Genomic DNA, 23622 nt, shown 5'->3' with positions numbered 1-23622 from the left:
AATGCTAATAATCAAATGATTGATAAGGTTTGGTGAAGGTCATGTCTTTGACCACGATGACATTAAATTCATAGCCTGGACGAATCTTAAGGCTTGGCGCTATATTTAAGTTTTTCGCGATCATTTGGGATGTAACCTGCCCTAATTCCTGGCCTAATGCGGCACTCATCACAGAGCCTGCAGTGGGTTGAGCGGGTTGGCCAAATGCCCCCGTCTGTGTTGGGTTTTGGCTGTAGGTGATGCCAGCAACAACACCTGACATGAGTAAAGCCGAGCCAAACAAACGCACGTAATGGTTATTTACCTGGTCATGAAATCCTGCATAACCTGCGCTATCGCCACCCGGCATGGAACCTATATCTAATGCTTTGCCATCAGGAAAAATCAAGCGCTGCCAGGCAATCAACACGGAGCTTTGCCCATAGGACACTTCATTTGAATACATCCCTATGAGGCGTGTTCCTTGCGGGAACAATAAGTATTTACCAGTGGCAGTGTCATAGACATTTTGCGAGACTTGACCAATGATTTGCCCCGGTAAATCAGGTTTGACACCACTAATCATTATTCCGGGAATCACAGCCCCTGCTCTCAAAACAAAAGGTGTACTCGGTGCCTCCACTGTAGAGTGAAGCTCCCATCGGTCGGAAAGATCGCCTGAATTTTGCGATGGGTTTTGAATCAGATGCATCCCCGCATCCCCCTCATGGCCTCCCATAGCAGCGCGTATTTGCTGTAATCGTGCTTGATATGAAGCAGTAGGATCTCCTGAATTAAGAAGTTCCATTTGACGTTTAAGGGCTGCCAGTTTTGACTGGGCATCATCCCCTGCATGTTGCGTTTTGAACGTTGATGCAGTGCTCAGTTGATCGGGAAGTGGGATGCTCATTTTTGCTTTTACCGCATCCTCAAATTGTTCCATCTTTGCCATCTTGATGCGATCGAGATCGGGTGAGGTCAGCTCACCAGAACGTATCGTTTTTGGACGTAAAATAGGAGGTTTATTACGGATAACGGGTGGGTTATCTGGATTATCGACTAAGGCCACAGGCAGTGCCAGGCTGGTATTCACCTTCTCAATCGGTTTGGCGGGCATAATAATGCCTCCTGCACGCCCTGCTACAATCTCAGCTGCCATTAATGAAGAATCCATATGGCGCTCTACAGGAATGGGATCTTGCTTTGTTGGGTGTTGTTGATTGGCGCGCTTCATGGCGACGAAGGCAATGATGAGTACAAACAGCGCAAAAGCTGCGATAACAAGGATTAGAGGAAGATTATTGACTCGACGTACCCCGTTTTGGTTTAAAGTTCCAGGGGATGCATTAGGTAACATCAGATCATCATTTTTTTTCATGGTGTTTACTCCTTTCGAACCCAAAACCCTAAAGGGGTCAATGTGCCGTTTTTAATTTTATAAGCGCGGCTAAGAGACTGTTGCCCCACTATGAGGGTGACTCGATATAAGGTTCCTTTGATGGGCTCATCGACTACGTAGTACAAAGCCACATTTTGTGATCCTTGAGAGCTTGCTCCATGACTTGATGATTCATTGATGCTGTAGCCTTTTTGTCGTAAGCCTTCAATAAGCGACACACCAAAAGAGTCTTTAACGGACTGTTTGAACTGAAACCGGGTTCGAGCCGGAGGATAAAGAGCTACCAGACGATTGATGCAATCTTTGGTTATTGCTTTATTTAGGGTCACTGGAGTTGGTGTAAAGCTCCCTTGTTGGACTGTGGCACATCCTAAAAGATTAAAAGTAAGCAGCAGGATAAAGGGTAGTTTGAGTCTCATTATTTTCTCCTGGTGATAGTGATTTTTTCTTGGTTTCGGCCAACACCGGCAATCAAAATGGCTTTATCAAAAACGGTGTCTACAATAAACCGATTGTTTTGTACCCGATAATTAACCATCACCGTTTCAGCTTTTTTAAATAATCCCCCATGGCGCAAAACCAGCAAGGTGGGCGCTTGTGTTTGTTGCATCGCTTGAGGCATTTCAATGATGGTTTTGACCCCATCATTAAATACCCGAGTGGGTTTCCAGCGGGTGTTACCTGTGATGCAATAGTTAAAATTCAAATTACCTAGGTATTCGCCGGTAAGGGGTATCGTGTTGTTATGACGCTCAATGGTTTCTTTCACCCGAATGGCATCCCATTTGGCTTGGGCATCTTCCGGGTAAATAAAGGACACATAAGGCATAAATTGTTTGCGAGAAGAGCGAAGACGTAAGTGATAGGTTCTTCTGTCGGTGGTGACTACTAAAGACGTATCAAGACCCACATCAAGCGCTTTAATCAGCAAATGCAATCGTTGGGCAGGACCAATTCCGGTGATTGCAGGCTCCACAAGAAAGCGTGGATCGCCCACATTGAGGTTATTCACCTGCTCACCAGGCTGTAGAGCTACGTCACAGACTTGCAGTACGGCACATAAGATTTGGGTCTGGCCTGAGCCATAAACAAAAGCAATGGACCCATCTCGAGCCGTAACTGGTTTGCTAGTCGCCATTCCAGTTTGCCATTTTTTACCAATGGAAAGGGCTGATTGTTCCTGTGGGGTGAGCTGAACCACTTTTTTAGAAAAATAGCGATCGGCTATATCCTCGGAAGCGCCAGCAAGTGCCACAACAGGGACACACATTAATGCAAAAAGCAGTTGTTTCTTCATGAGATCACCTTAAGTTAAATTTGTTTAGACCAGTTAAAATCACGAATATAGAGAAAATGCGGGTTACGCAGCGCCTCAATGTCCGTGGTTTGGCTGGTGGGTTCGTTTTGATAAATAGAGACGATTGCCCGCATTAAAGTAGGTTTTGTCTTTTGTGAGCCATCACGGCTTCTTACTGTTTCTAACCAATCCACTTGCCATGATTCTTTTGATTGCTGTAATACAGAGCGGATCTCAATACTGACGGTTTCATTGGCTGCACGATTAAAAGGATTCACCTCTTTGTTGGCGTTTAAGTATTCATTGGCTTTTAACGTTGCAGGGTCTTGTGCATTTAAAAAAGCATACGTTTGCAACACCGCTTTTCGTTGTAAATCCGCATCTGCAGTGACCAGGCGAATGTGTTCAATAAACTGAGCTACGGTGGTGCGGTAATCATCGGTTTTTGCATCAGGTATGCGGTCAGCACGGGTGATTGAAACGGTATTGCCCGAAGAATCTTGTTGAAACACTAAAGGAATGAATTTTGATTGGTTGCCGATGTAAATCATGCCACCCACGGATGCAAGGCTAATCATGAGTGAAGTAATGCCTACCACCTGCCATACTTGAAGGGCAGACATCACTCCTGCTACATGCCCATTCCAGGTTCGCCTGGCATTTAAGTAGGGATTATCATTCGATTGCATTAAGTTTTTAGACTGTTTGTTGAATCCATTAAAGCTTATTTTTTTGAGCATATTCATGCAGTCACCCCATAATCGTTAAGAGCCAATCCTTTGGTGCGTAGCCATTCATGCACCCAATTGGCCTTGTGTGTTTTTTCTAATTGTTGAATCATGGCTATGGACTCCTTATCGGTGGCCCCAACAAAAGAAAGTGCCAGTGGTCCCAGTGCCAGACTGTATAAACGACGGCCTTTTTCACTGACGTAGTAGTAATCTCGTTTAGGAACAGCACTGGCAATAATGTCAATTTGAGTTGGGTTAAGTCCCATCTGGGCATAGGTTGCAGCGGATTCTTGAGCACGTGCATTAGGATTAGGTAGAAATATTTTGGATGCGGTGGATTCCACAATCACTTCAAGAATTCCTGAGTTGACCGCATGGGACAGATGTTGGGTGGCCATCAGGACACAACAGTTTTTCTTGGCCATGCTGTCGAGCCATTCGGCGATTTTATTGCGAAATACCGGGTGAGCTAACATGAGCCACGCCTCATCAAGAATAATGAGCGTCGGACGACCATCCAGAGACTGTTCAATACGACGAAACAAATAAAGTAATACAGGAAGCGCAAATTTTTCGCCTAAATTCATCAACTCCTCAATCTCAAAGGTCATAAAATCAGAAAGACCAAGACCATCGGTTTCCGCATCCAACAAATGCCCCATTAATCCATCAATGGTGTATTGCTTTAGTGCTTCTCGAATGATTTCATCTTGAATCGTAAGACAAAACTCCGATAGGGTTTTGGAGTGGCTTTGATGCATGTTCATGATGGCATAGCCGATTTCATTGCGTTGAGCAGGCGTTGTCGTTACTCCGTTTAATGCCAAAATGGTATTAATCCACTCCATAGCCCAGGCTCTATCTGCTTTAGTTTCTAAAAACTGTAACGGTGCAAAAGCCAGGCGCTCATTTTTTGCAGCAATCGTATAGTGATTTCCGCCAGCACCAAGGCATGCAGGAAACATTGACATTCCCTTATCAAATGCATAGATGCGAGAACCTAAATAACGGCGCCATTGCAAAGCAATGAGACCTAAATGTGTTGATTTACCTGAACGGGTTGGTCCAAACATGATGGAATGACCCAAATCACGGACATGCAAATTGAGGCGAAATGGAGAGTTACCACTGGTTACTCCATGCATAAGAGCGGGTGAGCTTGGAGGAAATAAAGGGCTTGGTGCTTCATTTTGACCGGTCCAAATGGTACTGGTCGGAAGTAAATCAGCCAAATTCATAGTGTTTAACAAAGGTCTTCGGACGTTTTCAACGCCATGCCCTGGCAACGTCCCCATGAAGGCATCCATGGTATTAATCGTTTCAGTGCGGGCGCTAAATCCTAATGCGTTGATCGCTTTTTCAATGTGACGTGCGGCGCGCTCAAGGCTTGCTCTGTCCTCACTCATCAACACGACTACACTGGTATAATAACCCTGAGCCACCATGCCGCTGTTGGTTTCAGCTATGGCATCTGAAGCATCCTGTACCATGTCCATAGCGTCTGTATCAATGACCCCCCTATTCGTATTAAATACCTGATCGAAAAAGCCCCGTATTTTTTGCATCCATTTCTTTCGATACTTCTCAAGGTGTGCAACGGCTTCATGGTTATCCATAAAAATAAAGCGTGATGACCAACGGTACTCAATCGATAACTCCGCAAGAGTGGTTAAAATTCCAGGATGAGACTCCAAAGGAAAACCTTCAATGGCAACGCATTGAATAAATTGTCGCCCTATCTTTGGAATGACACCGGTCCATAGCTCTTGCCCACCAATCACCGCATCAAGATACATTGGGTTACCAGGCAGAAGAACTGGGTGATTAAGGCCTGTGACACAAAATTGAATCCAACGCAGGAAATTGTCGTGCATCACTTCACTGCCGTCTTCTTGCAGAACTTTTTCGCTACCCAATCGGGTTAAAGACACTGCACCAAACAAACGTGATTCTATGTTATGGCACTCTCGTTTAAACGACTCGATGAGTTGGGTGGTTTGAGCATGGCGGTTGGGTTTCTCAGCATCGTCATCAAACATCAACTCCACAAATTGACGTTGCGCAAGCTTTGGCGGAAACCAGGTCACGGTAAGGATAAAAAACCCTTCATAAAGCGTCCCTAAACGCTCAAAATGGCGACGTCGCTCTTCATCAACAGCTGCGGATAGTGCATCAGGGAAATGAGATTGGGTTCCTTCATTGTAGCCAGGTGCTGCCCGGCGTACTGCATCCACATGAACCATCCAACCACTGCCAAGAGCGCTGAGAGCCTGATTGATGCGAAAAGAAACCAGTTCTCTTTGATGATGGGTGGCACTCGCATTGTCCTCACCACGGTAGAGCCAAGCGGCCATGAATGCCCCGTTTTTTCCGACAATGACCCCATCATCAACTAAGGCTGCGTAATTGAGTAAATCAGAAAGCCCCGCCTCTTTTTGCTGATGTTTTTTAAGACGAAGTTCAGTAGAGGATTTGCGAACTGTTGCAAATAAAATCCAAATAAGCGCAATACTCAATACCGAAATAAACACTAGGATAAATTCAATCATTTATATTGCCTCTCCTGGGACCCAGTATTCACCCGAAATGGAGTGGAACGTGCTGGGTAATAAGGTTGATAGCGACGCTGGCGTAAATAAACAAATCGCAGTTGTGGGTCGGCTTTGGCCATAAGTCTTAACATCCAGAGGGATAAAAACCACAGCCCAATACCCACAAACAACGCAATCCAGTCTTGGGTAGCAAATACGAGGATTGCGGCCAGTAGGCCCGAGAACATCACCAGTTCTCGGTCGCCACCCATAAACAGATTGTGACGATTTCCAGCACGTCGAATGGGAATGGAACGCAGGCTCATGATGCAACCCTTATACTGTGAACCGAATGTGAACCAATTTGCGCCCCTTTTCCTGTAATGGCTGAGAGGGTGTTTTTTGCAGCAATGATGAAAGCAAGGACCAACACGATAAAAATCAACGACCGCATGAAGCCATTCATATCGCCACCAAAAATTAACGCAGCACCTGCGGCAACAAGACCTATAATAGAAACGGAGAAGGCAAAAGGTCCTGTAATGGAATTACTGATTTTTGTAAGCCAACTATCAAAAGGCAACCCTCCTCCACTGGTGCTTGATGCAAAAGAAGGCTCGGTTCCTAGTAAGAGCAACATCATTAAGCCTAAGGCAATGAATACTTGGGGTTTTAAAAACAGAGCGTGTTTATTCATTAAATAATTCTCCTTATAAAGTTCGGGTAATGTAGTGGCCGTCGCTAAAGCCTGAAACTTCTAAGAGTTCTTGCACGCGACGACCATCCTGAGTTCGGGCGATATGGACTACCAAATGAACTGCCTCGCCTATGAGCGGTTCAATGTCTGCAGGTGCGGAAGGATTACGCGTAATGAGTGATTTTAAGCGCGTCAAACCTGCGGCAGGGTTATTGGCGTGAAGAGTGGCCGCCCCTCCTTCATGCCCGGTATTCCAGGCATCCAGTAAATCCAGGGCTTCAGCGCCTCGAACTTCTCCTACTAAAATTCGGTCCGGGCGCATTCTTAAGGTTGTTTTAAGCAGCATGGTCATGGTGACTTCAAGGGTTGTGTGGTATTGCACGCAGTTTTCAGCGGCACATTGAATTTCACCGGTGTCTTCGATAATAAAAACCCGCTCAGTTGGATCGAATAAAACCATTTCATTGATGATGGCGTTGACCAGAGTTGTTTTACCGGAGCCTGTGCCACCAATAACAAGGATGTTTCGATGGGTTGCAATGGCTTTTTTAATAGCCTCACAGTGCTCTTTTGACATCACGCCAGACAAAACGTATTCATCCAGCGAAAAGATGGATAGAGCTTTTTTACGAATGGCAAAGGTTGGCGCATGAACAACAGGAGGAAGCTGGCCTGCAAAGCGTGAACCATCGAGAGGCAACTCCCCTTCTAAGGTTGGTTTGAATCGCGTAATTTCCTTCCCGTGAAAACCTGCAATGGTTTTAATAACCGATTCAGCGCGACTTGCTGACATGGTACCAATGCACCGCATTTTTTCGCCTAACCGTTCCTGCCAAAGACGCCCATCCGCATTGAGCATGACCTCCACTGTTTTGGGATCGGCTAATGCTTTCTCAATGACAGGACCAAGATCGCGGCGCAATTTTTCTTTAGCACGGGTCTTTACCGTTGACTGTTCTTCATCATTGTTCATCTTTGAACCCCTTTATTCATGGCCTAATTCCTTTTTTAAAGTCAAAAAATTCCCATCAGATGATAAACATCCGATTTTTGATTTAATTTTGCTTAATAAGTGCAAAGGGTTATTTGCACTTCATTTAGAGCTACATCACTTAATGAGCAGTGTATTGATGAGACTCTGTTCGTTTTAATGGTGTTATTGGCACGCCATTGCCATTTACAGTATCCTCTGAATCAAGGCGCATTGTTTTTTCTTCCTGAACCTTTAGATAGATTTCTTGGCGATGAATTGAAATATGGTCAGGGGCATCAAAGCCTAAGCGAATTTGATTGCCTTTAATTCCGAGTATCGTAATAAATACGTCATCACCTACTACTACTGTTTCACCTATTCTGCGCGTTAAAATGAGCATGGTTTTTCCTTAAGTTTTTTAATGGATTTGGTGTGTTTTCTTCTGTGAATTAATTTCAAAGCCCAAGGCTTCACAGGCAAGCCTTGCCTGGATTGCAATGTGCCAAAAATCAGTGTCATTACTTTCTTGATACGCCAAGGTTAACGATTCAGAGCAGGCGCTTAGAAGGCAATAGAGTTCTTCTTTTGAAAAGAGCTTTAATTTTGGTATCTGTCTCATGATGCAATTCCTAGTCGTTGGCGCATTAAGTTTAAGTGTTTTGTTGCAACGTCTTTTGATTGAGGTTTAGGAAGCATTACCCCTTCTTTAATTTCAGGAACACTATGCCCTTGGCGCACTAAGTGGCAAACTTGCTCATAGGCTTCCTTAAACACGGCAAAGGACTCCCCTTCATTTATTATTTCTAAAAATTTATAACCCAATTTTTTGGCAGTATATTTAACAACTATATGACTCCATTGTGGGTTGGTAGTGTAGGCACGATTTAAAACTTCTCTATGAGCCTCAGCGGGCTTCGGCATACGCAACTCACTATAAAAACCAAGGCATAGCGCGCGAAATTGCAGGCAATTTGGTGGAAACTCACAAAACTTATCGCCTTTACTCAATGTCATTAATCGCTCCACGCCACTGTCTAATGCACGAGGTGTTAAATCTTTAAGTGCAGCAAACCAAACGCCCGTATCCTTAACCCCATGCTTACTAATAAAAAGCTGTCCGTAGATTGCTGTCAGTTTCATCCATAGGCTGGACAAGTGTTCCTTCGATAAATGCACAGGAGTTGAGTTCACTGCCTGAGGTGCCCCAGAGTGATTCGATTGAAATGCCATGCTGCTGGCTGACTCGTTCAAGTGCTGTTGGGTTAAGACTGCTTTGATTGGTACCACGCTCATTGTGATTACTCCTTAATTGTCCTTGTGCCTTTTGTTGTTGTTTTTGCATGTATTGGGCATCTCGTTCCAGCCAGGTAATGAATACTGGATTAAAATCAGCCCATTGGGTGTTTAGTTTTTTGTTGTGTTTGATGAACGCCTGAATTTCCGTGAAATCCGTCACCTTGGTGAGTCCCATGGACAAAGCCAGTTCGATGGTTTTTGTGTTGGGGTAAAAGTCGTCGCTAATTTGTTTTTTGCTGCAAGAAAAATCATTGCCCGCAGTTTGAGTTTGTTTGTTTGAGTTAGTTATATTAAATATATTAATATTCTTTACCGAGGGGCTATGGGTGTTAGCTTCTGTGTTAAGATCTGTGTTAATTCCTATATCAAAAACCCTATTTTCATCAATGTTTTCTTGGGTATTGACTGAGTTTGTTAGTGTGTCAGCTTCCGTGTTTAGGAAGATTTCATTAAAAATTTTAGGTAGTTGAGGGAAAAGAAATTTGAGGGATTGACCTTCGGAAACTACTTTAAAATATTCCCCGCGTTCCTTCTCTATTGATTTGATGTAATTACGAATAGTTTGTTTGGATGGCGTACCACTTTCTTTTCTTCCTGGTGCCGGGTTAATTTCAATTAGCTTAGCAAGCTCATGATAGGAAACATTGTCAACGATCCCCGTTGCTGGATCTGCTAAATTAAGAAGGGACTTAATTAGTAATGCGGGACCATAAGGGAATCCAATAAACGGGCGCTCTACATCTAATCTAGCTTTATTGAAGCGTAAGACGGCTTGAAGTTTATTTATAATTGTAATTTTATTACACATCTTTAAAATATCCATTATTAATTGTTAACTGGCTGTTGCCATAAAATTAAACAAATTGTTCTATTGGATTATTTTTAACAAAGATTGTGTAAAGAATATTGTATTGAGCTATCATCCATAATTTCCTTGTCTGATGAATGCAATGGCTCAATCTATATGTTATGATTTTCACCATGGCATTCTGTCTTATGCCCGAATACACCGAGAGTGACTGTTTGGCGACCGTTCTCTCGGTGTTTTTTTTAAAACCTATAAAGATATTAACGCATAGCAATTTATGATTCAACATTTTACTCGATTTTTTTTCGACAAAAGTGTATTTTAATGAGATTAACCTAAATTTACACTAAAGATTACTATGACAGCACGCGGATCAATTACAGTTTCCTGGGAAGATGTGAAACAGGATGTGGCTAGACTAAACCCATCTTTACATCAAATTATTGAAAATGATATTAACTTAGTTCCATCGGAATTAACTATCCTAAGCTATAATTATGGCAGCCAGATAGGTGATGAATCGTATTTTTATTTCCCCGATTTAAAAAAATCTCCAACAATGCCATTCTGCATGGTCTATGAAAACAATTTTGAAATGTATATGGAGTTTAATGAACGAACATCACCATGGAAAATATATAAACCAGGGCAAATTTTCCCATATACTAAGTTTTTAAAAAATAATTACCTATATGAGCCATCTGACATACTTAAAATGACAGCAGGAATAAGGAATTCCTTTTTATTAATGAATAAATTCAGCGATAAAAAGAGACATTCATGGTTACAAAAAAAATATAATCTAACATGCTCCGTTCCCAATAATTTCGATGAACAATTTTTTGTTTTAAAACAAATCAGTGATCATATTAATCCTTCATGGAAAGCTAAATTACTTTCATTTCCTAAAACATGGGAAGAAAAAGCGTATAAATCACCTATGTTTGTAGATTATTTAAATTCTGTTGCCAATAATGATCATATTTTTAAGAGAAATATTTTATTGTATGACTATCTTCTAAATACTATTAATTTGGATAATAAAATAACTAATAATGGATTTATTAAAGAAGTAATTCGATATTTATTTTTCGTAGCCTGTGGAGATCAACCCGCTTATTTACCAACATCTAATGAATCAAACGCACCAATAAGCCTCTTTAGAGAAGCATATATTGACATTTTTAAATCTGAAACGATTCCCATTTTTATGACGCCACATAAATTGTCACCTTTTGAGTCAAATGAAACAGTGTATTATTCTCTTAATAAAGAAGATTTTTTATTCAAACCAAATCAAATCTCTAACTTAAATAAATTGTCTTCTGAAATTAAATCAGCTTTTGAAAATACTTGTGAAAAGATCCACTCTTCCAAAGTTGCAGTAAATACAATACTCCATAAATGCGCTGATAATTTAAATATTAATTTAATTCATCGTTGGAATATCAACTCTTCATCAGAAAACAATCAAAAAGAACTATTCTTTAATAAAGACAATTATCTCATGGACGAAATATCAAAATATAAAAACCTGGAATTTCCATTGAATTCATTATTTTTATCAGGGTGTTTTTCCATATCATATAAAAAAAATTATAAAGTATTAAATAAATGACCATTGGAAAGGAAATATGATTCTAATTTTAAAATGCCGTCAAAAATTGCCGTCAAATTACTCTTGGATATCTTTTTTTTATCTAAAAATTTAATAAAGTCGGATGATAAAAATAGTTTTTGTTCACGTCTAATTTTATCCGAAACAATTTTAAGTCTTGTTTGTTTGTAACTAAAAGAATCTAATTCATTTAATATATAGGTAATTTTATGAGTATGATTTTTCTTATACTCTAAATAAATAACAATATCGTGTGCTATCTTTTCTAAGAATGGGGTCGCTGATTGTATCGGGATTGATACCATGCTCTGTAGATTTTTTTCTAAATAATCTATAAGAGTAGGATACATTTTATTTGCTAGATCCCTGATAATATAGATATTTTTTGAACTATGCATGATAGGGATTTCACTTTTGATTGATTGATGATTTTTTTGAAAATATAAAAGCACATCTTTCTTTTTTTGATCTATGTAATGCGCTTTTAATTGAACAAAAATTGCTTCTGGAACAGCAGCTTTTAGTGTCAACCAATTTCGTTTTTTAAAGTGAATTTTCCTTAATTTACAGATTAAATTATTGTCACATAAGTGTAACTTTTCTAATGTGGCTCTAATGTTCACCATAGCAATGGTTTTATCAAAACCATGGGTAGAGGGAAAATATGAAATTGCAACTTCATCATCCCCATCTAATACACCTGATAGATAATCTTCAAAAACCTTCCCAGATCCTAACATCCCATAATTGCGAAGCTCATATGCCCGAAGAGCCCCCAGAGAAGATAATCCGATTACTTTTATTCCTTGCTCTAATGCCCACAAAATCTCTTTATGAGTAACACTAGCTTGTTGTTCAAACACACCATCTACAATAACTATTATTTCTATGTTTGGGTGTTTGAGTAAAACTCCAATTAGATCCCCTCTTCTAATCGCTGGTAACAATAAATCGCTATCCTGAATATATTCTGATAATTCATCATGAGAAATTGTTGAGTCAACAAATATAGCTCTTTTTTTATTATTCATTATTTATTAAGAAAGTTTTTAAAATACATATATCTTCGTTACAGTAAGAGTATACAGCTAAGTCGTTATTGTTGTGATTTAGAAGTTTAACAATTTGATCGAATTGTTGTACCAGAGAAAGGTTCGAGGAATTAAGATTTTCGAAATAGATTTTTTCTGGAATTTGAGTCAATGTCTTTAATTTTAAAAAATTATAACAAGATTGATCCAAATCATCTCTTGCGCCAGATATAATACCAACTTTTGATTGAATTGCCTCAATATAGGCTTTCATAAGCGCCTCATGCTTTGAAAAATGACAGCTATAACCAGCTACTACTGACTGATTATTTAGAGGATTACTATTTAAAATATTACTTTCAATCACAGGCAAATTAAAAATATTCTCATAAAAATAAAACGAGGCACTTATTTTATTCATATCTGTAAATCGGAATATGTCGCATTCAACGTGCTCTAGCTGTTTTTTTTTGGATAACTTGGTTGAATTCCTTTCTATTAATTCTAAAAAACTATAAATTAATGCTTCTTTATAATTTGACCCCGACGCAATACCATCGGAATTTTGTCCAAATACCTTAGAAAGAAGTAAATTACTATCAAGAGATAACGCTATATGTGGGATGTATATTTCTTTATTTGATATTAGGGTTCTTCCAAGGCACCAATCAAGACTTTGCTTACTTAATACTGTGGCGCCATAGTCTTGTTTATTTAAATTAACAAATAAATCATGATTATTAGCCAAATCTTCCTGTGAAACATTAATTATTTCTGGTTTAACTTCTTCTGCAAAATAAGTCTCTATAGATTCCATCAATGCTGCACACTGTGCCTCATCTTTATGTATTGATTTGCCCATGCTGACGGTTATTGATTTTGCATTCGGACGAATAGCAGAAAATATTTTTAGATCGGATGTATCATCTAAATAACTTAAATCAGCAAGCCTTGAAATTCCAGCTTGCTTTATATATTTTGAAAGCAGGGATAAAGTATCACCAGCAGATCTAAACCTCAAACTCATGGTAAAATCATCCACCAGAAATTGCAGATAAAATATTCAAGGAGTCCTTATCTGTTAATTTAACGTAATTCAGTGTGTCTATTTTTATGCCATTTAAATAAAGTAATATATAATCTTTTGGCAAATCATCTTCGAATAAATACTTATATTTAGTTTTTAAAACATCACTTAGAAGTTCTTTCCAATATATTTTATCATTTACGATAAAACTATTGCTCAGATGATTTAACGCTCCAGGAAAGCTAACAGAAACTTCCATTTTAAATTAGGCTGATGGAATTCAAGGAAATAGGATTTTCAAATATATCATAAACTTCCTGAATATCTGTTTCAAAAAGATTAATATCCTGTTCAGATAAAGATACATAAAATTCTTGTTTATCATCCATTTTGCACCATATAGAACGAATTAATCATATTTTATTATATCATTGTTTTCTAAAGAGAAAAAATCATCTATTAAATCATTGTAAACGGAACTATATCCAACGAATGAAGCTGCAGTATTACTTGCTGATTTTGGAGTGTCATAATAACCACCAATATGAACTCGAAAATCAAAATTGTATTGTCCTTTAAGTTTTGGTAGGCATATTTGTGATACTTTGCCTTTTTTAAGAGGTATGTATCCACAAAAATCATATACCTCATTATTATTAAGCTTAATCGTCATATCTTTATCTAGCTCAAGGAGTACCATAGCGGTCTCCAGAGAAATCCCTGCCCTTCTTCTATGAATCAGATTTATAGCACCACCTGCTTGACGAATATTAGTTTCTAGGAAAATGGGCTCTTGGTAATCATCTAAAAAAAATTCTGTATGCATAACACCATTTTTATACTCTAGTAATTGCTGAACTTTAATGGATTCTTGCTCTATTTTTTTTTCAAGAGACAAATCAACTATAGGGAAACTGGCAATTATTTTCCCGTTTAGAAACATATGATTAGGATAAGAATATCTCCGTGCCTGAATATACTTAACTACGCCATTTTTTACTATCAATTCACAATGAAACAAGGGTTCAGGATAGAATTTTTGCAAAATAAACTTTATTTTAGAGTCAAAGCAAGTACTCTTCCAAACTATAAAGTCATTTTTACTTTTAATATGATAACCGCCCTCTGCACCAGCAAGATTGTCTGGTTTGATGAAATACTCACTGTAACCTATAGAATCAATAATATCTTCATACGCAAGATCTTCATGATAATCCAATGTTTTTGGAACCATCATATAAGGACTTAATAGTCTGTACATCTCTGATTTGACTTTATATTTCTCTATTGTTGGATAATTAATCCCAGGAATATTATATTTTGTTCTGAGCTTAGCTGCTTCAATTAGAAAATTATCATTAAAACAAACAATAGCATCAACCCTATTATTTTCTATGATTTTCGCTATTTCATCTATACACAAAGAATTATAATAAACACTGTTCTCTTTTCCTACTGTCTCTGTGCCCTCAAAATAAGCCAATGTTGGTTCAATATCGTTGGTTTTTAACAATTCAAAATCAACTAACTTATATGTAAAGGGCATACCAATTAATAAAGGGAATAATTTTTGCATTTAAGTAACCCTGTATTTAAATATAGAATTATATGCTAATGAGACTACTATCAAACCCATCATCGTGTTGATAAGCATTGCATCTAAAGATAAGTTAGTTAACTGAGAGCAAATGTAAACCGAAAGATAGATTAATGAAGGACACAAACCATTAAGCACAATTACATTAAAGCTAGCTAAGCGCGTGCCTTGAAAATTATTGTAACCCGAAAGTTGTGCTACCTGACGCATAAAAAACATACTCATGTATTCTATATATGCAAAAACTCCAAACATAGTTATTAGTAAAATACTCACATGCTGCTCACTAATTAAAGAATAATAAAAAATCAAAAAAACCAATGGTACTAAGTAATTTATATAAGAAATTTGTTGATATAATTTAATCCGGGAATATTCAGTACGGCTCTTTACTAGTGACCAGGCCATTATGGCGCCTAAAATTAAAGAAACAAAAGGTTCAGAGGAATATGCAAAATTAAATAAATCAATACTGCTATGCAGATTGTGTAAGAAATAAGTTAATACCGAACCGGTAAACACTGCTAAAATAAGCCCATAACCCAATGAAATATTAATTATCAGTTTAAGGTCATTCGTGTGTAATGATTTTTTAAAATTATTATATATTATGCCTATGAATACAATTGTCAGCATTGGAGCTAGAACCCCAATAGACATAACAAATAAAGATAAACAACCAGAAAATATTAATGCTATAGTGATCAATATAATATAAGAAAATGCCCCTAATCTCCCAAATTTTAAGACTATCTTTAAACAGTCCCTCCAATAGCCACGAATAATCAGTAAGTAAATAACAAATATGACTTCTAAATAAATACAATATTTACTATAAACTGTTAACTCGTTATTTTCATAAAACCATCCAAAAATAAATATTGAAATGATTCCAACTAGGTTCAAACTAAAACCGAAGTAATTATTAGCCTGGGTCACACTGATTCTTTGATTTTTTGTATATGTATTTAACTCAGATCTGATTAAAAGCTGAAAAAATGAGATAATGAAATAATGAACCCCACTCCAAAAATAAAGCTGGAGCTTATTAGCCGGATTTAAGACGAAGTAACTACTAATAACAAAAATAATACTAAGGATTGATGCAATAAAACGATACCAGTGAATAAACAAATGTTCTCTGTTTTTAAAATAATTCTTATTTAAGAAGTCCATGAAAAATGATAAAAAAATACTGGTAAATGCAATTAGAATTGTAATTTGTGAAAAAAATAAAATGAGCCTACTACTTTCATGCAACACTTGAGCATAGGCATTAAGCTCTACACCAAGTGCTCGGATAGGAAAATATACTGGTAAAATAAAAAAATAAATTAAACCAATATTCTCCGAAATTCCCCTGATAAATCTTCCTAACATTTTGTTAATCACATCCGTTCCCTTTTAACAACTTTACAAATACAAATGCTGAGGTTGATGACATAAAATGATTTTGAGACTACAATGAGCAGATATTGGTCTTAAAGTACCTAAAGTTTCAGTTCATGCTCTAGATTCAATAAATTTTTTCGTTATTTTTATAGTCATATATGCCATCAGAACGCTATTGTAGACAAATTAATCTTCTTGGGGAAGAAAACCAGCTTAAATTAGCTGAGGCTTCTGTTTTAGTAATTGGAGCCGGAGGAATCGGCTCCCCAGCTCTTATGTACTTGGTGGCTGGTGGCATTGGGAAAGTAGGTTTTATTGACTATGATTTTGTGACTCTGTCTAATTTACATAGACAAATTCTTTATACCGAACATGATATTGGGAGCACCAAATCATCTATTGCTTACCAAAAACTAAGCTCCATAAACTCAGAAACAAATTTAATTGAATACAATTCAAAATTAAATATTGAAATTGCAAATAGTATTATTCCTCAATACGATTTAATTATTGATGGTTCCGATAATTTTAAAACTCGTTATTTAGTTAATGATATTTGCTGTCAATTGAATAAACCATTCATTAGCTCAAGTATTTTTCAAAATAAAATACAAATCATTTTTTTTGATATTAAACAAGGATGTTATAGATGTATATTTCCTGAACCACCACCACCTTTTTTAATGAACAACTGCTCTGATGCTGGCGTTCTAGGTCCAACAACAGGTATAGCTGGATCGATGACCGCATCATTAGCCATTAAATATTTTGTAAATCCAAACGCCACCCCAGTTCAAAAAATAATTACTTTTGATAGTGATACCTTAAAGACAGAACAGTTACCATTTTCACAAATAGATCGCTGTTCAGGCTGCCATCATAAATCGATTTCTTGGCCAACTCAAAATTTTAGTGTGGAACTTCAAAAAATTGATTTATCAAATTATAAAGTAATTGATATTAGAGAAGTTAATGAAGATCGTAAGGTCAAGTTAACTAGTGATGAACTTCATATTCCTTTCAGCCAGATGATTGAGCTATCTAATAAAATTCCACAGGATAAATTGCTTGTTTATTGTCAAAGTGGCGTTAGAAGTGATTATGCAGTGCATTTTCTGCGCAAAAACGGGTTTCATGCGTTTTCACTTGACCAGGGAGTATCTACTTTGAAAATCAATACTGATTGATTTGCTTATTTATAAATATTTTTAATTTTCAATATCAAGATAATCATAAATCCTTTCAATACTTTCAAATTCCATCAAAACTCTTATTCGACCTGTCTTTAATGCATTAATTCTTACATTTTTGTTGTATAGGTTTAAAAATTTTTCGGATAAGATCTTCATGTCATCACTTGAAACCAGAGGCCTGTTATTTATTTTTGTAACCTGAGGCTCAAGTAAATCCAGATACTTCTTCTCCTTAATAAACTTTTCTGTTTCTCGAACAGAGAGTTTTTTGTCTATAACATATTGAATTACAATATTTTGAAATTTATGATCTAAAATAATTGCTGCTCTAATATGGCCATAATCCACATCCCCATTTTCCCAAAACAATTTACATTCGGGGCTTAATAATGATGCAACACGAATTAAATTGGCAACAGTAGATCTCGGCTTACCGATTATTTTGGATACTTGATCAACACTTAAAAAATGCTCATCCTTAAGCTTTAATAAGGATTCAGATTCTTCAAGTAAAGTTAGCTGTTCTCGTTGAATGTTTTCAATTAATGCAATGGCAAAAGCTTCTCTCTCATTAACATTTTTTATTAGACAGGGAATTACAGTTAAACCAATTTCTAAAGCTGAAAGATATCTTCTCTCACCAGCTATCAGCTCATACTTTTCATCATCCATTTCTCTAACAATAATAGGTTGTAAGACGCCTTGTTCTTTAATAGACTCTATTAAGTCTTGAAGAGACTCTTTTGAAATTTTCCCATGTTTGCGAGGTTGATATTTACCAAGAACAATTTTTGCAAGCGAAATATTTTTCATTATATTTCCACTTTGCTTTTCATGGTTTAAGTTTAATAAATCAACTTCAATTGCATTAATACCCTTGCCTAAGATATTCATAAAATTGCCTTTTATTTGCTTGCAAAAAAGAACTTAAAAACCCCTATAATCCTCTGCCATTATGGGCTATAGAAGACTTGTCCCGTACGGGACTATTATTCTTCGCTTGCTATATCCTTAAGAAACTTTCGGTCCGCATACATCCATTGGCTTAAAGCCATCCGAATAATTGCGGGTTTAATATGTACTTCCAACATTTTTCTAGAATTTTTTATGTTAAGCTCTAAATCTATTAATTTCTCTATGTTATGCATATCAATATTTGCTTGAACAGGATTAGAACCAATGTTTTTCATCATGGCTCCTAATTTAATTTGAGTCAGTAAATTAATAAGAACATAATCATCGGATGAATTATTCCAATTAATATCATCTACTGATGAACTTTTAAAAAAGTGTTCTAAAGCCTCATTTACTAATTGAGATTGCTTCCCTCTTCCCGAATATTCTTTCTTGGCTTTTTCTTGAATAGATGTCCATAATTTTTCTGGGACGCGAAGAGTAATTTTTTTTTGTTTTTTTAAACAACTCTTTTGTTCTTTAGGTCTTTCTAGAAACATTATTTTTCCTCAGTACTTTTTCCCAATAAAAATTCTTCCAATGATTTTAAAAGAGATACCATATCATCAACTGTCTTAACTTCTGAAATAGTCGAATAATCCTTCAATTCGGGTATGCAGCTTAGAAGCTTATTACCTGCTTTAACACAATTGTCGATTGTTTTAATTTGCATTGAAGCAACGGATCTTTTGCGGCCATCAGTTCCTCTTGGAATGGGTTTTTTCATTTGAACAGGTAATTCAATATTTTTTTCTAACAACTTATAAATAAATAATTCCTGGCGATCTTGTCGATTATATGACGCCACTTTAATGAGATTATTAGCTGATAAATGCCCCGACTCCAACGCTGAGTATATTGATGAATGATACTTATCTGGATATAAAATTAATTTAATTAAGGTGGAAGCTAAATCTTTCTGAATTTTTAATCTAGTTGAAAGGTCTCTAACTGTTATCTTTGGATTTTCTTTAATTTCTTCAGAGGCAAGTTTAAAGTTACCTAGAACACTAATATTAGTCCTCAAGCTATTTTCAGTAATTTGACGACCAATCTTATCTCTTCTGCTCAAATTATGAAGGCCTTCATTGCGAATTGCCTTAATATAGGGAATGCGACCAAGAATACAAGCCAAACGTCTTAAGTGACCCTCAAGCACAACTAATGTATTATTTTCAGAGTCTGATTCAATTTCGATCGGCTGTATTTGTCCAGTCTCCCTAATGCTTTTTGCAAGATTAACCAAAAAGTCAAATTCTTTTTTTTGAGTGATATTGGGAGAGTTAAGAAGCTCTTCAAATTGAGGAAATATAATAGATTCAATCAATTTGCCATCAACTTCTTCTTCATTAATTTTTACTAAACAATTCAAGTTCATATTAGATTCAAAAATATCCTCCATATCGATACCAACATGTTTTACCAACCAGGCATCATCAATCACCCAGTCTGGACGAGGATTATGAGCGCTAGGTTTTAAAGCTTTTGGCCTAACTTTATAATAGCCTTCGTCATTTCCATCATTAAAACTTACTTGTTTAGAAACATTTCCAAAATTTAATGACCTAGTAACATCACCATTTGATGAACTTGGTTTTTTTATTATTGTTTCTGTGCGTTCTATTGTACTGTTCTCAAAAATCATACTCATGCCATTTCCTCCAGCTCTTCTGTTACTAATCCTTTGGTTGCAATAAGATCTTCGAATCCTATTTTTTCAAAAATATAATTACATGCTTTAATCGCATCAATTCTTAATGTTGAACTCTTCTTTAGTCCATTAAAAGGCATAGCTAAATCAGCTCCTTTCGTATCTACTTTTGACATATCTCCAGAATCTCTTAATTCACATGGAATTAAATAAGGCTTGATATAAACACTCTCTTCTAATTTACTACGCTGGTCGTCTTGCCCTGTCCTTTTATTCCAGGCCTTTTGATTGGCTAGAAACCCAATAAGTTTACTAGCTTGAGATCTAGGTTTTGCATCATTTTGTTCATGAAAACAATGCAGCATTGCATTCAAACCCTCACAACTTTTCTCTTGTAGTTGAAACGGCATAACAGTATGAGTTGCAGCACGCATTAGACCAACAGACGTTATGGATATGGCTGGAGCGCAATCTGCAATAATCAAATCAAATCCAGCTTGATACATACGTTCAGGATCAAAAAATTTTCTTGGGATATCATATAAATCATCATATGATAAATTGCTATCAAATTGTTTTTCTTCAATTTTTTTCAAGATTTCATTATGGGCTGGTATAATTTTTAAGTTTTCATATTCATAGGCAGGATAAGCAGCAATAGGCTGATCTTTCATATATAAAGATGCTAGGCTAGAAATACCATCCCAATTAGGATGCAATTCAGGATCATATTCAGGATGAATTGGTGGAAAATATTTTGCAGGTAATTCTAGTCTATTATCTTTAACAATTCGTTTACTTAGGTTTGCTTGCCCATCACCATCTACAGCTAATACTCGCAACCCTAATATGGTAACTGCATAACTAATTAATAGTTGCGCTAACACAGTTTTTCCAACCCCACCTTTATTATTTGCAATAACAACAATTTTTGCTTTGTTATTCTCTATTGCCATATTAACTCCCCTAAATATTAAGATTTGTACTAACTACATTACATCAAAAAAAATAAATAATAAAGCATAATTGCACTACCGTAGTGCTTATTAGTGTATTTCTTTTTTAGTGCCTGGAAAATAGAGATTATATTTTTTTGTAAATAAATTTATTCTTAAATATCAATATGTTATGTGAGGTTTTGGTGTGAAAAAATCATCTGAACTTTTTTTAGATATTGATCATTTAAAATTTGTAGTGCATATTAAATCTCAATTGGAAGAGAAATATTATTCATAATAAATAAATATAAAATTTATAGAAGACGAAGAATGGTAAATAAATAGATAAAAGAAAAGAGGGCTTTATGGCATGGCTGCAACCAAGCCATAAAGAAAAAACATAGGATACTAATATGCATAATACTTCTGAGGGTATTCAGCTATCATATTAGTATTCCTTAAACTTTTTGTCAACGAATTGGCTAGACGCTAAGGATACTTTACGCATGCAAGAAAGTGCGTTAGTGATGGATTGCATTGATTTCATAAAGGAATCAACAGGCACAAACTACAGCTCTAGAAGGGCAGGGGTGGTGCGTCAGGGTAACTGGTGCGGCCATGATCCTGAGTCCCCGCGTTTTTTTCAAAAGCCACAGGAACATAAGGATCGCCCCAAAATAATTACCTGGGCGATTGATGCCTGGCGGCGTTACTATGGGCTACCCACATCCTATTTTAAAGAAATCCGTATGCGCCGCAACTCAACGCGCCAGCAGCGCTCTGAGGCGCGTGAAGCTTTGGCAAGTATAGCTCAGGTCTTATTACATTACACAGAACTGGCAAGCCTTAGGGTGGGTGTACCTCATGCAAGTGAAGGATTTCGCTCCCTTACCATCGAATTTCTTGCTGATAAGGCAGGAATTGGTTTAAAGCGAGCACAACGCGCTATTAAATTACTGGTGCGTGCAGGCTATTTAAAAATGATCGAGCGTTTTGATGTCAAACTAGAGGAAGGCAAAGAGCGTTTTATTGGTCTTGCTGCGGTAAAATGCCTAACGCCCGCCTTTTTTAAAGCATGCAACATCAATCTGCAGGCACTGTCTGCACAGCGCGCTCTTGCGCGTAAACGGCTTAATAAGAAGCGAAGCACCTTTATTGCCAATGCTCAGGAGTCTCAGGCTGCCGCACGTAATATTCTTGATTTTATAGTTCCCAAAGGGAATGCTAAAACCCACATTGATGTGATGAAAGACATGCTTAAGTCTGAGCAGAAAACTGAAGAGCAGGTGCGCGAAAAAGAACGCAGACGAAGAGAATCCCTTGAGCGCCGCCACAAATTGCGGGAGTAGGGCGCTGCAACTTACTTCAACACCCTTACCCTTGTTATTTTAGAGATACCCCTCTATACCCCCAACACCACTAAAATACCTCACAAACTCTGATTTTTATCATTATCTATAATTAGAGTAGGAAAAGAGCATTCATTACCTGAAAAACATGTGAATTACATGGAATAAACCACCATGTTTAATAAAATCCACTGTATATATTTTGTCATAATGACATTTAAGTGTCTTATAGAATAGCTTTTAAGTGTCCGCTCTTACTTATAGTCCCGTTTAAACCTTCTTGAATATTATCCACAAGGATGATCTGTGGATAATTAAAAATAAGGAATTCGCTACGCTCATCAATCATTTCATCTTATTAAAAGGAATTGGCCTATGGCCAATAATCAAATAAAAAAACAAACAAAGCAATAATTAAAGATCGATTGCCTCATCACTCATCACTCAATCGCAATAAAAGATAACTCCGCATTTTATTAAGAACAATGACTACTCACTCGCAAGCTCGCTCCGTTCCTCATTGTTCTTAATAAAATACTCCGTTATTTTTATTTTTGCGACTGAGTGATGAATGACGAGGCACAAATCTAAATCTTTCTTTTAAACTGCTTTAAATGAATTCGCTTCGCTCATAACTATTAAATGCTCCTAAGCTCCAAAATCAAAGGCAGGTGGGCAAAATTCGAACATGCCTTTATCCACATTTTTAGGGGATAACCATGTGAATAGATTGAATTAAGGCAATACCGATAAGGACTTAAGAACAAGGAGAAAGTGTACTCAATGAGAGTAATAGTTAAATGAAATAGTAATTAACTATTTCATTCGAACGCTATTTTTAAGATTAAAAGTTAAACATGACCCTTTTTTACCAAGATCCCGGCCGGGGGGCTAATTGATAAAAGAAATATATCAACAGATGGTAAATAGGTGTAAAGCCCAAAATAAACATATCTAATATATCAACTATTGATAAATTCAATAGTTATCAATAAACTGCCTTCAATAATTACTATAGAGCGGGTTTGGGGAGCAATGGAACAGCCAACCGACTTAAGGACTATATTGGTCTTTTAATATCTATAATTCGGTATGTTTCATTTTATAGGGGTTAATTCCATATAGCGCTGGTTTATCAGCATTACCCGTTACATCTCTTAT

At 36.9% G+C, this 23622-nt stretch carries 25 protein-coding genes; 3 read left to right on the top strand and 22 right to left on the bottom strand.

The window, feature by feature from the left end; all coding sequences use genetic code 11:
- Positions 1 to 4: 4 nt before the first annotated feature.
- The 12 genes from Q0495_RS00420 to Q0495_RS00365 form a co-directional block, all read right to left on the bottom strand.
- On the bottom strand, positions 5 to 1357 hold the full coding sequence (locus tag Q0495_RS00420; RefSeq protein ID WP_058475062.1) for a TrbI/VirB10 family protein: 1353 nt from the start codon (positions 1355 to 1357) through the stop codon (positions 5 to 7).
- A 5-nt stretch (positions 1358 to 1362) separates the two neighbouring features.
- Positions 1363 to 1797, bottom strand: a complete 435-nt coding sequence (locus Q0495_RS00415; RefSeq protein WP_058475061.1) for a hypothetical protein — start codon at positions 1795 to 1797, stop codon at positions 1363 to 1365.
- Positions 1797 to 2675 carry a P-type conjugative transfer protein TrbG gene (gene trbG / locus Q0495_RS00410; RefSeq protein ID WP_058475060.1) on the bottom strand — a complete coding sequence of 293 codons (879 nt, stop codon included), beginning with the start codon at positions 2673 to 2675 and terminating at the stop codon, positions 1797 to 1799. The genes Q0495_RS00415 and trbG overlap by 1 nt, the downstream gene beginning before the upstream one ends.
- A 14-nt stretch (positions 2676 to 2689) precedes the next feature.
- Positions 2690 to 3421, bottom strand: coding sequence for a VirB8/TrbF family protein (locus tag Q0495_RS00405; protein ID WP_083501358.1), 732 nt, complete (start codon positions 3419 to 3421; stop codon positions 2690 to 2692).
- Positions 3418 to 5955 (bottom strand): VirB4 family type IV secretion/conjugal transfer ATPase, encoded by a 2538-nt coding sequence (locus tag Q0495_RS00400; protein ID WP_058475059.1) that lies wholly within the window; start codon positions 5953 to 5955, stop codon positions 3418 to 3420. The genes Q0495_RS00405 and Q0495_RS00400 overlap by 4 nt, the downstream gene beginning before the upstream one ends.
- The gene (locus Q0495_RS00395) at positions 5952 to 6263 is read right to left on the bottom strand and encodes a conjugal transfer protein TrbD (RefSeq protein ID WP_058475058.1); all 312 of its coding nucleotides are present in this window, start codon (positions 6261 to 6263) and stop codon (positions 5952 to 5954) included. Before Q0495_RS00395 ends, Q0495_RS00400 begins: the two co-directional genes overlap by 4 nt.
- Complete coding sequence (locus Q0495_RS00390; RefSeq protein ID WP_058475057.1) at positions 6260 to 6634, bottom strand: TrbC/VirB2 family protein; 375 nt, start codon at positions 6632 to 6634, stop codon at positions 6260 to 6262. Before Q0495_RS00390 ends, Q0495_RS00395 begins: the two co-directional genes overlap by 4 nt.
- A 13-nt stretch (positions 6635 to 6647) precedes the next feature.
- Positions 6648 to 7607: a P-type conjugative transfer ATPase TrbB gene (gene trbB / locus Q0495_RS00385; protein WP_298621931.1), complete on the bottom strand. Its 960-nt coding sequence runs from the start codon at positions 7605 to 7607 to the stop codon at positions 6648 to 6650.
- Between the two features lie 139 nt (positions 7608 to 7746).
- The gene (csrA, locus tag Q0495_RS00380; RefSeq protein WP_298621929.1) at positions 7747 to 8007 is read right to left on the bottom strand and encodes a carbon storage regulator CsrA; all 261 of its coding nucleotides are present in this window, start codon (positions 8005 to 8007) and stop codon (positions 7747 to 7749) included.
- Between the two features lie 18 nt (positions 8008 to 8025).
- Positions 8026 to 8226 carry a hypothetical protein gene (locus Q0495_RS00375; RefSeq protein WP_058475054.1) on the bottom strand — a complete coding sequence of 67 codons (201 nt, stop codon included), beginning with the start codon at positions 8224 to 8226 and terminating at the stop codon, positions 8026 to 8028.
- On the bottom strand, positions 8223 to 8747 hold the full coding sequence (locus Q0495_RS00370) for a hypothetical protein (RefSeq protein WP_120047508.1): 525 nt from the start codon (positions 8745 to 8747) through the stop codon (positions 8223 to 8225). Before Q0495_RS00370 ends, Q0495_RS00375 begins: the two co-directional genes overlap by 4 nt.
- On the bottom strand, positions 8710 to 9711 hold the full coding sequence (locus tag Q0495_RS00365) for a Vir protein (RefSeq protein WP_298621925.1): 1002 nt from the start codon (positions 9709 to 9711) through the stop codon (positions 8710 to 8712). Before Q0495_RS00365 ends, Q0495_RS00370 begins: the two co-directional genes overlap by 38 nt.
- Positions 9712 to 10069: 358 nt before the next feature.
- Between Q0495_RS00365 and Q0495_RS00360 the strand changes: the two genes are divergently transcribed.
- A complete protein-coding gene (locus Q0495_RS00360; RefSeq protein ID WP_298621924.1) occupies positions 10070 to 11329 on the top strand; it encodes a hypothetical protein in 1260 nt (419 codons plus the stop codon).
- On the opposite strand, the gene Q0495_RS00355 is transcribed toward Q0495_RS00360, so the two are convergent.
- Genes Q0495_RS00355 through Q0495_RS00330 form a run of 6 tightly spaced genes read right to left on the bottom strand, consistent with a single transcriptional unit; the run spans position 11308 to position 16376 of the window.
- Positions 11308 to 12360, bottom strand: coding sequence for a TfuA-like protein (locus Q0495_RS00355; protein WP_298621922.1), 1053 nt, complete (start codon positions 12358 to 12360; stop codon positions 11308 to 11310). The genes Q0495_RS00360 and Q0495_RS00355 overlap by 22 nt on opposite strands.
- On the bottom strand, positions 12353 to 13402 hold the full coding sequence (locus Q0495_RS00350) for a YcaO-like family protein (RefSeq protein WP_298621920.1): 1050 nt from the start codon (positions 13400 to 13402) through the stop codon (positions 12353 to 12355). Before Q0495_RS00350 ends, Q0495_RS00355 begins: the two co-directional genes overlap by 8 nt.
- Positions 13395 to 13646, bottom strand: coding sequence for a hypothetical protein (locus tag Q0495_RS00345; RefSeq protein ID WP_298621918.1), 252 nt, complete (start codon positions 13644 to 13646; stop codon positions 13395 to 13397). The genes Q0495_RS00350 and Q0495_RS00345 overlap by 8 nt, the downstream gene beginning before the upstream one ends.
- A gap of 1 nt (position 13647) precedes the next feature.
- Positions 13648 to 13776 carry a hypothetical protein gene (locus Q0495_RS00340; protein WP_298621916.1) on the bottom strand — a complete coding sequence of 43 codons (129 nt, stop codon included), beginning with the start codon at positions 13774 to 13776 and terminating at the stop codon, positions 13648 to 13650.
- A gap of 20 nt (positions 13777 to 13796) precedes the next feature.
- The gene (locus Q0495_RS00335) at positions 13797 to 14963 is read right to left on the bottom strand and encodes a hypothetical protein (RefSeq protein WP_298621914.1); all 1167 of its coding nucleotides are present in this window, start codon (positions 14961 to 14963) and stop codon (positions 13797 to 13799) included.
- Positions 14964 to 16376: a hypothetical protein gene (locus Q0495_RS00330; RefSeq protein ID WP_298621912.1), complete on the bottom strand. Its 1413-nt coding sequence runs from the start codon at positions 16374 to 16376 to the stop codon at positions 14964 to 14966.
- 158 nt (positions 16377 to 16534) lie between these two features.
- Between Q0495_RS00330 and Q0495_RS00325 the strand changes: the two genes are divergently transcribed.
- Positions 16535 to 17563, top strand: coding sequence for a HesA/MoeB/ThiF family protein (locus Q0495_RS00325; protein ID WP_298621910.1), 1029 nt, complete (start codon positions 16535 to 16537; stop codon positions 17561 to 17563).
- A gap of 21 nt (positions 17564 to 17584) precedes the next feature.
- Here Q0495_RS00325 and Q0495_RS00320 read toward each other — a convergent pair whose 3' ends face one another.
- The 4 genes from Q0495_RS00320 to Q0495_RS00305 form a co-directional block, all read right to left on the bottom strand.
- On the bottom strand, positions 17585 to 18463 hold the full coding sequence (locus Q0495_RS00320; protein WP_298621909.1) for a ParB/RepB/Spo0J family partition protein: 879 nt from the start codon (positions 18461 to 18463) through the stop codon (positions 17585 to 17587).
- 95 nt (positions 18464 to 18558) lie between these two features.
- Positions 18559 to 19023, bottom strand: coding sequence for a hypothetical protein (locus Q0495_RS00315; protein ID WP_028383841.1), 465 nt, complete (start codon positions 19021 to 19023; stop codon positions 18559 to 18561).
- Positions 19023 to 20174 (bottom strand): ParB N-terminal domain-containing protein, encoded by a 1152-nt coding sequence (locus Q0495_RS00310; protein WP_028383842.1) that lies wholly within the window; start codon positions 20172 to 20174, stop codon positions 19023 to 19025. The genes Q0495_RS00315 and Q0495_RS00310 overlap by 1 nt, the downstream gene beginning before the upstream one ends.
- Positions 20171 to 21130, bottom strand: a complete 960-nt coding sequence (locus tag Q0495_RS00305) for a ParA family protein (protein WP_028383843.1) — start codon at positions 21128 to 21130, stop codon at positions 20171 to 20173. The genes Q0495_RS00310 and Q0495_RS00305 overlap by 4 nt, the downstream gene beginning before the upstream one ends.
- A 488-nt stretch (positions 21131 to 21618) precedes the next feature.
- On the opposite strand from Q0495_RS00305, the gene Q0495_RS00300 reads away from it, so the two are divergent.
- Positions 21619 to 22461, top strand: a complete 843-nt coding sequence (locus tag Q0495_RS00300; RefSeq protein WP_298621903.1) for a hypothetical protein — start codon at positions 21619 to 21621, stop codon at positions 22459 to 22461.
- Positions 22462 to 23622: the final 1161 nt, after the last annotated feature.

The organism is uncultured Legionella sp. (assembly GCF_937871865.1).
GTDB lineage: Bacteria > Pseudomonadota > Gammaproteobacteria > Legionellales > Legionellaceae > Legionella.
This window is presented reverse-complemented; position numbering and strand designations above follow the sequence as displayed.

What these genes read in the sequence shown, in the direction of transcription:
- Q0495_RS00420 (WP_058475062.1), bottom strand. Translation starts at nt 1,357, where the DNA reads ATGAAAAAAAATGATGATCTGATGTTACCTAATGCATCCCCTGGAACT.
- Q0495_RS00415 (WP_058475061.1), bottom strand. Translation starts at nt 1,797, where the DNA reads ATGAGACTCAAACTACCCTTTATCCTGCTGCTTACTTTTAATCTTTTA.
- trbG (WP_058475060.1), bottom strand. Translation starts at nt 2,675, where the DNA reads ATGAAGAAACAACTGCTTTTTGCATTAATGTGTGTCCCTGTTGTGGCA.
- Q0495_RS00405 (WP_083501358.1), bottom strand. Translation starts at nt 3,421, where the DNA reads ATGAATATGCTCAAAAAAATAAGCTTTAATGGATTCAACAAACAGTCT.
- Q0495_RS00400 (WP_058475059.1), bottom strand. Translation starts at nt 5,955, where the DNA reads ATGATTGAATTTATCCTAGTGTTTATTTCGGTATTGAGTATTGCGCTT.
- Q0495_RS00395 (WP_058475058.1), bottom strand. Translation starts at nt 6,263, where the DNA reads ATGAGCCTGCGTTCCATTCCCATTCGACGTGCTGGAAATCGTCACAAT.
- Q0495_RS00390 (WP_058475057.1), bottom strand. Translation starts at nt 6,634, where the DNA reads ATGAATAAACACGCTCTGTTTTTAAAACCCCAAGTATTCATTGCCTTA.
- trbB (WP_298621931.1), bottom strand. Translation starts at nt 7,607, where the DNA reads ATGAACAATGATGAAGAACAGTCAACGGTAAAGACCCGTGCTAAAGAA.
- csrA (WP_298621929.1), bottom strand. Translation starts at nt 8,007, where the DNA reads ATGCTCATTTTAACGCGCAGAATAGGTGAAACAGTAGTAGTAGGTGAT.
- Q0495_RS00375 (WP_058475054.1), bottom strand. Translation starts at nt 8,226, where the DNA reads ATGAGACAGATACCAAAATTAAAGCTCTTTTCAAAAGAAGAACTCTAT.
- Q0495_RS00370 (WP_120047508.1), bottom strand. Translation starts at nt 8,747, where the DNA reads ATGAAACTGACAGCAATCTACGGACAGCTTTTTATTAGTAAGCATGGG.
- Q0495_RS00365 (WP_298621925.1), bottom strand. Translation starts at nt 9,711, where the DNA reads ATGTGTAATAAAATTACAATTATAAATAAACTTCAAGCCGTCTTACGC.
- Q0495_RS00360 (WP_298621924.1), top strand. Translation starts at nt 10,070, where the DNA reads ATGACAGCACGCGGATCAATTACAGTTTCCTGGGAAGATGTGAAACAG.
- Q0495_RS00355 (WP_298621922.1), bottom strand. Translation starts at nt 12,360, where the DNA reads ATGAATAATAAAAAAAGAGCTATATTTGTTGACTCAACAATTTCTCAT.
- Q0495_RS00345 (WP_298621918.1), bottom strand. Translation starts at nt 13,646, where the DNA reads ATGGAAGTTTCTGTTAGCTTTCCTGGAGCGTTAAATCATCTGAGCAAT.
- Q0495_RS00340 (WP_298621916.1), bottom strand. Translation starts at nt 13,776, where the DNA reads ATGGATGATAAACAAGAATTTTATGTATCTTTATCTGAACAGGATATT.
- Q0495_RS00335 (WP_298621914.1), bottom strand. Translation starts at nt 14,963, where the DNA reads ATGCAAAAATTATTCCCTTTATTAATTGGTATGCCCTTTACATATAAG.
- Q0495_RS00325 (WP_298621910.1), top strand. Translation starts at nt 16,535, where the DNA reads ATGCCATCAGAACGCTATTGTAGACAAATTAATCTTCTTGGGGAAGAA.
- Q0495_RS00320 (WP_298621909.1), bottom strand. Translation starts at nt 18,463, where the DNA reads ATGAATATCTTAGGCAAGGGTATTAATGCAATTGAAGTTGATTTATTA.
- Q0495_RS00315 (WP_028383841.1), bottom strand. Translation starts at nt 19,023, where the DNA reads ATGTTTCTAGAAAGACCTAAAGAACAAAAGAGTTGTTTAAAAAAACAA.
- Q0495_RS00310 (WP_028383842.1), bottom strand. Translation starts at nt 20,174, where the DNA reads ATGAGTATGATTTTTGAGAACAGTACAATAGAACGCACAGAAACAATA.
- Q0495_RS00305 (WP_028383843.1), bottom strand. Translation starts at nt 21,130, where the DNA reads ATGGCAATAGAGAATAACAAAGCAAAAATTGTTGTTATTGCAAATAAT.
- Q0495_RS00300 (WP_298621903.1), top strand. Translation starts at nt 21,619, where the DNA reads ATGCAAGAAAGTGCGTTAGTGATGGATTGCATTGATTTCATAAAGGAA.